Origin of the sequence: Methanobacterium formicicum (genome assembly GCF_029848115.1) — an archaeon.
GTDB classification, from domain to species: Archaea; Methanobacteriota; Methanobacteria; order Methanobacteriales; family Methanobacteriaceae; genus Methanobacterium; species Methanobacterium formicicum.
In genome coordinates this window covers 1-8,153 of record NZ_JARVXG010000006.1, presented here as the reverse complement: position 1 = coordinate 8,153, position 8,153 = coordinate 1, and the positions used below count along the sequence as shown (strand labels likewise).

7 protein-coding genes are annotated in these 8,153 nt (G+C 37.7%); 5 read left to right on the top strand and 2 right to left on the bottom strand.

What is annotated here, in order from left to right; genetic code table 11:
• Window positions 1–325 precede the first annotated feature (325 nt).
• Window positions 326–3,838, top strand: a complete 3,513-nt coding sequence (locus QC759_RS00130; protein ID WP_082055684.1) for an Ig-like domain-containing protein — start codon at window positions 326–328, stop codon at window positions 3,836–3,838.
• Between the two features lie 105 nt (window positions 3,839–3,943).
• Here the strand turns inward: QC759_RS00130 and QC759_RS00125 are convergent, their stop codons facing one another.
• Complete coding sequence (locus QC759_RS00125; protein ID WP_279844527.1) at window positions 3,944–4,078, bottom strand: hypothetical protein; 135 nt, start codon at window positions 4,076–4,078, stop codon at window positions 3,944–3,946.
• A gap of 120 nt (window positions 4,079–4,198) precedes the next feature.
• Between QC759_RS00125 and QC759_RS00120 the strand changes: the two genes are divergently transcribed.
• From QC759_RS00120 to QC759_RS00105, 4 genes are read left to right on the top strand one after another with little or no spacing between them, the layout of a single operon-like run.
• The gene (locus QC759_RS00120; protein WP_048071945.1) at window positions 4,199–4,477 is read left to right on the top strand and encodes a PqqD family protein; all 279 of its coding nucleotides are present in this window, start codon (window positions 4,199–4,201) and stop codon (window positions 4,475–4,477) included.
• A gap of 20 nt (window positions 4,478–4,497) precedes the next feature.
• Entirely contained in the window at window positions 4,498–5,394 is an 897-nt protein-coding gene (locus QC759_RS00115) for a phosphoenolpyruvate carboxykinase (ATP) (RefSeq protein WP_048071946.1), read from the top strand.
• Between the two features lie 4 nt (window positions 5,395–5,398).
• On the top strand, window positions 5,399–6,547 hold the full coding sequence (locus QC759_RS00110; protein WP_279844524.1) for an asparagine synthase-related protein: 1,149 nt from the start codon (window positions 5,399–5,401) through the stop codon (window positions 6,545–6,547).
• 34 nt (window positions 6,548–6,581) lie between these two features.
• Window positions 6,582–7,283 (top strand): asparagine synthase-related protein, encoded by a 702-nt coding sequence (locus tag QC759_RS00105; protein WP_279844522.1) that lies wholly within the window; start codon window positions 6,582–6,584, stop codon window positions 7,281–7,283.
• A 28-nt stretch (window positions 7,284–7,311) separates the two neighbouring features.
• Here QC759_RS00105 and QC759_RS00100 read toward each other — a convergent pair whose 3' ends face one another.
• Window positions 7,312–8,061, bottom strand: coding sequence for a right-handed parallel beta-helix repeat-containing protein (locus QC759_RS00100; RefSeq protein WP_048071947.1), 750 nt, complete (start codon window positions 8,059–8,061; stop codon window positions 7,312–7,314).
• Between the last annotated feature and the right edge of the window lie 92 nt (window positions 8,062–8,153).

The window sequence follows — 8,153 nt, the reverse complement described above, 5'->3', positions numbered from 1 at the left end:
TTGGTGAAGATCTTCACCAAATTTTATTTTATCAGAAAGTTAAATTTCGGATGGAAATATTGTTGATAGTTTTTAATCTCATTTTTGTGAAGCATGTCACCTTTTTATAAAGGAGGTTGTGACACTGTTCACAGTTAAAATAGGGTTTTTAGGAACCTTTATATATCACCATCACCAAGTCTTTAGGTAGAGAATATTAACATCTAAAGATTATATTGCTCACCATCAACAACAAATGAAAGTCCATATAATATAATCCTCAACCAGGGTTTAATCTTATAATATTTATGGGGGAATTGGAATTAAAATCAAAAAGAATTTTTTAATGCTCATTCTAGCATTTGCATTTGTTTTTACTATTTTAGGCACATCTGCAGCTGCAATGAATGGAACAGGAAACACTACTAATACTTCTATTGATCTTACCAGTGACTGTTCTACTGGTTCAGATCCAATTATAAGCGGAACAGTAACTGTAAATGAATATGGCCACGTAAGGCCCTTGGAAGGCGCAACAGTAATTGCAAATTCAACCAGTGGAGTAGTCATGGGCAGCACCACCACTGACGCCAATGGACATTACACACTGAACTTCTACAGCACTGAAACGACTTTTAACATTATAGCCAGTTACATTGGATGTACCCCCATTACCAAAAGTGTAACTGTCACTAACGGACCCAATTATCCCACTGACCCCAACAAATATGGTACTGCAGACTTCCAGTTAACCCCCAAAACAGCAAGTTTAACCAGTACCGGTAATGGTCAAAGTGTTTACATCCAGGGACAGAACAAAGACGGATTTGCCGGTGTCATTAACGTTAGAGTTGACGGGACAACCTATACTGCTTATTGTATTGACCTTTTCACCCCCATCAGTACCGGTGACACCTTACTGGTTAATGGACCCCTCCCCGGAACTGCCGGGGACCTCCCCACTGAGGTTGAATGGGATAAAGTTAGTTACATATTAAATCATTACAACCCTTCATCCGATAATGAAGCAGCTGCCATACAGTGCGCAATCTGGTACTTCACTTCTGTGCACTATGGTACTTACGATGCATCTGCCCCGGTAGGCACCTACTACCAGTACATGACTGCCCCCAGAGATGGTGTGATTCGGAATTGGTGGAGTGATGACACATCTGTCAGGACCAGGGCATGGGCTATTATTAATGCAGTTAACGCCGCTACTATACCTTCTTACCCTAACAGTATAACGGTAACCCCGGAAACAACCACCGTAGCCAATGGTCAAACTGTAACTGTAACCGCAACAGTTCGTGATATTAATGGCAACCCGCTACAAGGCGTTACAGTCAATTTCCAAAAAACCAGTGGAAGTTTAAGCCGTACTTCCGGAACTACTGATGCTAATGGCCAAGTTTCCACAGTTTTAACCCTCGGAAACAATAGTAACTCTGTGGTAACTGCATATGTCAGTGGAAATTATGGTAACTTATTATACGATGACCAGTACGCCAGTGTCCGGAAACAGAACCTGGTGGCCAGGAATGTTTTACCCTTGACCATATCTGCATTTTCCATAATAAAGACCGCATCAACCGCCAATGTGGCTTTAACCCAAAGTGCCAGCACCCCGGTGAATGTAGGTGACACTGTAACCTATACTGTGACCGCCACCAACAACGGCCCCAACACAGCAACGGGTATATTAATTAGTGATATCATACCTGCAGGTCTAAGTGGAGTCACCGTGACCCCATCTGTGGGAACCTACTACAATGGTGTCTGGACCATACCCACACTGGCCAACAGTGCCAGTGCAACCCTGAGAATTACTGGAATTGCCACAGCAGCCATGGCCGGATTAACCACCACTAACACTGCCACCAGAACTTCCCAGGAACAGTACAACAATCAGCCTACAACCACCACTGCCGGAGTTTACACAAAAATAGCCGACGTGGTAGTAACCCAAACTGTCAATAATGGTAGCAGTGCCACGGTTAATGTGAACGACACTGTAACTTACATTATAACTGCAGTAAACAGAGGAGTGGACGCAGCCACCAACTTGCAGATAACTGACTTATTACCAAGTGGACTAACGGATTTAACCTACACCATAACTGGAACTGGAACCTACAACCCTTCCACTGGGCTGTGGAATATTGGAATCTTAAACAGTGGTGCAACCACCATACTCACCATAACCGGAAAAGTCACCGCAGCCATGGCCGGACTAACCACTACAAATTATGCTAACAGAACAGCACAAACGGAATATAACCCATCAGCAGCAAGCACCAGTACCACGGTTTACACCAAACTCTCAGACCCTATAATAACCCAGACTGTGAATGGTCAGAGTACCGGAACCGTGAATGTGAATGTGGGCGATGATGTGACCATTGTGGTTAACGCTTACTGCAGTGGTCCAGATGATGCTACTAATATCCAGATCCGGGACATAATCCCCGCTGGACTTACAGGTGTCACTGTAACCCCTTCAGTGGGAACATATGACCCTAACACTGGAATCTGGACCATTCCTTTTCTGGCAAAATTCACCACAGCCACCTTAACCATAATCGGTAAAGCTGGAACCAGCATGGCTGGAACCAGCATAACCAACCGTGCAACTGAAATTTTCCAGACGGAATACAACCCTTACCCCGGAGATAGTACCAGTATCCCGGTTTACACTAAAATGGCGGATGTCACCCTAAATCAGACTGGAAGTTACCAGGGCAATGTGGTAACTTTCACAGTTAATGCAACCAATAATGGGCCCGATACAGCCACTAACATAAAAATAACTGACTTAATACCCTCCGGATTAACCGGAGTGACGGTAACTCCAAGTATTGGAACTTATGACTCCAATACTGGAATCTGGACCATACCTGAATTGTTAAACGGTGAAACCGCAACTTTAACTATTATTGGAACTGCTACTCCTCAGACAACAGTTACTAACACTGCTGAAAAAAATAGCCAGAATGAGTACGATCCTGTAACCGGAACTTCCACAACATTTAATTTGTATATCCCTGCTGTAGATATTCATGTGTTACAATATCCTTGGTATTACCTCCCTTCAGAAGGAAAATACCTTGAAAAATACAACGTGGGTGGAACTCCAGTATTCATAGTTGATGTAAGAAACTCCGCACTATACGACGATGCAACAAATATAGTGATCCGATACACAATAGGTGATGGATTCGAATACATAGGTCATACTAGTGAAGGAGTCGGAAGAACAGAACGAACAGGAAACATTATAACCTGGTACATCGACTACTTGCCTAAAGGCGGACAAGCATTCATGACCGTCTATTTAATGGTAACAAAATCCGGCGACAAAACACCCAGCCTAACAAACAACGCCTCACTAATAAGTGTCGACCAAAAAGACATGACAACAAAATACAACTATCAAAGCGTGTCAATAACTACACCACCCGCAGCCGATATCGATGTCACACAAACACAAGAAAATTACACGGAACAAGGAAAACAATACATTAAATATACCATAACAGTCAAAAACAACGGCCCAGACAATGCAACAGGACTACAAATACTAGACCAATTACCTAACGGATTAATATACACAAAAAACCTCATCTCAACAGACGGAGGAATCACCTGGACAGAAAACACAACATCATACAACAAGAACACCGGAATCTGGGACATAGGCAACTTCAACACAAACGACCAAACCAAAATACTAATAATAATAGCCGAAATCAACACTACTGGAACAATTAAAAACACAGCAACACGAACGGGAACCCCCGCACAATACGACTGGAACCCTTCCAACAACGCACAAACAGTTGTTCATCCCATAGTCTAAAATAACTTAATTACTTTTTTTCATTTTAATGAGATATTTCAATAATTAGTTATAGATATATTGGAGAATGAACTGAATATATAAAATTAAAAAAAATGAAAAATCTTAAACTGGACCACCTGAAGGTTGTTTACCCCCGGGTTCTTCGAGTCCACCTGGAGCTGTTCCAAGAGTAATGTCATCCACATTGCCATGGGTAATCAGTTTGGGTTTTTTGTAAATGCCTTTTTGTATCATCAATTATAATAATTATGTTTACCCCATATAAAATTTACTCTACCCAAGGAGCATATTTACTTTGTTTAACAATATTGGTTACAAATATTAATATCCAGATGTGCTTTATTTGAGGGATTGATTATGAATCTAAATAGAAAATCAAAATTTAAGATAAATAAAGAGGTAGTTTCTTGTGATTTGGGTGAAGAAACTGCTATTTTAAACATGAAAGATGGAGTATATTACGGTCTCAATCCAGTGGGAACTACGATTTGGAAACATATTCAAAATAAAGAAAGCATTGGAAAAATTAGTGATAAAATTTTAGAAGAATATTCAATCGATGAAGAAACTTGTTATGCTGACCTAATTGAATTAGTTGAGAATTTATTAGAAAAAGGATTAATAACTATTTTATGAAACCTTTTAGTTTGATTTAAATGATTTACAATGCATATGGCCTTAATATTCATTCGGAAATAAAGCTTCAAGGAATTCCAGAAAATTATAATCCGAATTATGCTGATATTAAATTGGTAAAGGGCAAAGTAGATTTACCTCAAACAGCCCTTGTTACTGGGAAAAATTTTAAATCATTTGAAGACTCGCTTTATTTATTCTGGGATGATGTGGGAATTTTTAAAATTGAAAATGGATCCAAAATAACTATTGAAATAGAGCCCTTTGCAGATAAAGAGTTTATTCAGATGTTTATAATGGGAACAGTTATGGGAGTGTTACTACAACAAAGGGGTTATCATATTTTTCATGCCAGTGCTTCCAACATTAAAGGCAAAGCAGTTGCATTTCTCGGAAATAGTGGCTTTGGAAAGTCTACACTAGCTATGAGCCTATATGAAATGGGTAATCCTGTAATTTGTGATGATTATCTTCCAGTTATTATCAACCAAGACAATATAAAAGTGAAACCAGGATTTCCCCGGCTGAAACTTTCAAAAGAAGTTATTGATTCAAAGGGCATAGATCCAAAAGAAGTAATAGTCTTTAAAAATCAGTTGAAGAGTAATTACGTTAAAACCGAAAGAGGATTTTTACCAACCGAAATCCCATTTAGAGGAATTTACATATTGGAATCAGGAAAAGACCTATCTATAAAAACACTTAAACCGCAAAAAGCATTGAAAAATCTATTGGCATATTCTTATACTATAAAATCGCTGCCTCCCACGAAAAGAGTAAATAATCTCCAGGACAATTCTTTTATTGTGGATAATATCCCAGTGAAACTATTAACCCTCCCCCATGATTTAACTTGCCTCAAAGATGTGTCCCAAACTATTGTAAATGACGTTACAAGAGATACTGAATATTGGTGAATAAATGAGTGCAATTACTGCTATTTTTTACCGAACGGGGAAAAATATCGAACCTGAAATTATTGACCAAATGACTACTAAATTATCCCATCGTGGTCCGGATGATTCAGGTGTGTGGTGTGAAGGGCCTATGGGATTAGGTCATCAAATGTTATGGACAACTCCCGAATCTGTAAATGAAAAACTCCCCTTTTTCGAAGAAGATACAGGTTTGGTTATAACCGCAGATGCTCGAATTGATAACCGAAACGAATTATCTAAATTATTAGGTGTAGAGGACCATGATAATATACCTGACACTTATTTCATATTGCGAGCTTATGAAAAATGGAAGGAAAAATGTCCAGAATATCTTTTAGGTGATTTTGCATTTGTTATTTGGGATCCTAATGATGAAACGCTTTTTTGTGCTAGAGATCATATGGGAGTAAAACCATTCTATTATTATTTATCTGATAATTTATTCGTATGCGCATCGGAACTCAAAGCATTTTTTGACATTCCTCAAATAAAACTAAAATTAAATGAAGAAAAAATTGGTTTATTCCTAATGGAAATTGAGGATAATAAATCTACTTTTTACAAAAATATTTATTCTTTAACTCCCGCTCATTCTGTGATCATAACTAAAGACCAGAATAAATTCAGAAAGTACTGGGAATTAGATCCTGATCTCGAAATATCATTAAATTCTGAGGATGAATATATAGCCACTTTCCTCAAAATATTCGAAGAATCTATTAATTGTCGTTTGAGAAGTGAATTTTCAATAGGATTTGATTTAAGTGGAGGTCTGGATTCATCTTCAATAGTATGTATGGTTAAACATTTAATAACTAAACAAGCTATTAAATTGAAAAAAATAAATACTTTCTCTTTTGTCTCTAGTAAATCTAAGAACAATTCCGAATATAATTATATTAAAAAAGTCACCAATATGGATAACATAGTCCCAAATTTTATCCCTAATGACACAATAGGCTTATTAAAAGATTTTAAAACTATTTTAGATTATCAAGACCAACCATTTTATTCACCCTTCCTCGTTAATATGTGGAATTTATGTAAAAAAATACATGAGAATGAAGTTAGGATTCAGTTACGTGGAACCGGGGGGGGATGCAGTTATCTCTTATGGTACTTTTTATTTTAGAGAATTAGCTGTTAATTTTAAATGGATAAAATTGATGAACGAAATAAGAAATTATTCAAAAATCACAAAAAGTAATTCATTTCAAATAATCTTAGATATAATCTTTTCATTGATACCAGACAAAATAAAAAATTTAGGGACTTCTAATAAAGAACGGAGACCCGGTACTACAATTTTGGAAAAAGAATTTGCCAAGAAAATAGATGCAGAACAGATATTAAATAGATTATTTTGGGAACCAGTTTCAGAAGCTAACAGTTATAAAAAATATCATCATTTCATTATTAACCGCTTTTCAGATCTATACGAATTGGAAGAAATGGATAATATATTCGCTAAGCATAATATAGAGCCGAGATACCCTTTTTTAGATAAAAGACTCATAGAATTCTGTTATTCATTACCAACTGATATGAAAGTTAAATTTGGGTGGAGCCGATATATACTGAGAATTGCAATGGATGGAATTTTACCACAAGAAATCCAATGGCGTCCTTTTAAAGCCGAAGCTAATAATATATATCAGAATAATTTTTTAATAAATGAAAAAAAGGAAATCGAGAGGATAATTAATGAAAAAAGTGAAATAATAGCAAATTACGTCAATTTAGAAAAAATCCAGACCATCCAAAAAAAATTTAATCAAGGAATTTACAATAATAACTTGTTATACATCTGGTTAGTTACCCAACTCTCATTATGGTTACAATACATTAAATTAGACGATGAGTATTAGTCGATAACTCCAAATGATAAAAAAAAGATTATTTTTTTGAAATTACAGTTCCGCCCATGACCATTAACATCCCAGAAGCAAGTGAAGCTAATGGTATTCCAGGGTCATCGGAGGATGTTGTTTCTTCGGTGCTGGTAGAAATCGTGTTTTCAGTGCCAGTTAAGGTGGTTTCACCCACAACATTGCTTCCAGTAGTATCGGTAGTTCCATCTGCACTGGTTACGAGCATGGTTTCAGTTGTGGCTAGGGTAGTTTCTCCAGGGGTTCCAGTGACTTCAGTAGTTCCCCCGGCAGCAGCTCCCATAACTTCATTAGCCACGAAGTTACCGTTGACGAAGCAGTTGATAAGGGTTAGCTGTCCATTGTTTTCTATGGTCTGTCCACTGCCATAATTCCAGATGGAAAGGTTTTCAAGGGCCGCCACTACTCCTGGTGCAATGGTTACTGTTGCACCATCACTGGTAGCTTGAATTACAGTGTCTTCTGGATTGGCCCCCATGCCAGTTAAGTTGAGGTTTTTGTTGACGACTATCTGTTCATCATGGTTTCCGGGTTCAAGTAGTACTTGGTATCCATCGTTGGTTTCGTAGTTATCTACTGCATCCTGTATAGAATTAGGTCCAGTGAAAGAATACCCAGTTTCCACCACGTATGCACTGGTGTAACTTTGTTCTGGTAAAACCAGAGCAGCTGAAGCTGCTCCACTCAGTACCACTGCAACCAGAACGGTGAATACAATGAAAGTGAGTTTCATTTGCAGGTTTTGGTATTGTTTCATCTTTTCGCCTACATCAAATTACTTCTCTATACCATACCGTGGCTTCACAATCGGTTATAATTTAAAAAGATTTTAGTGACTATAGTCACTAA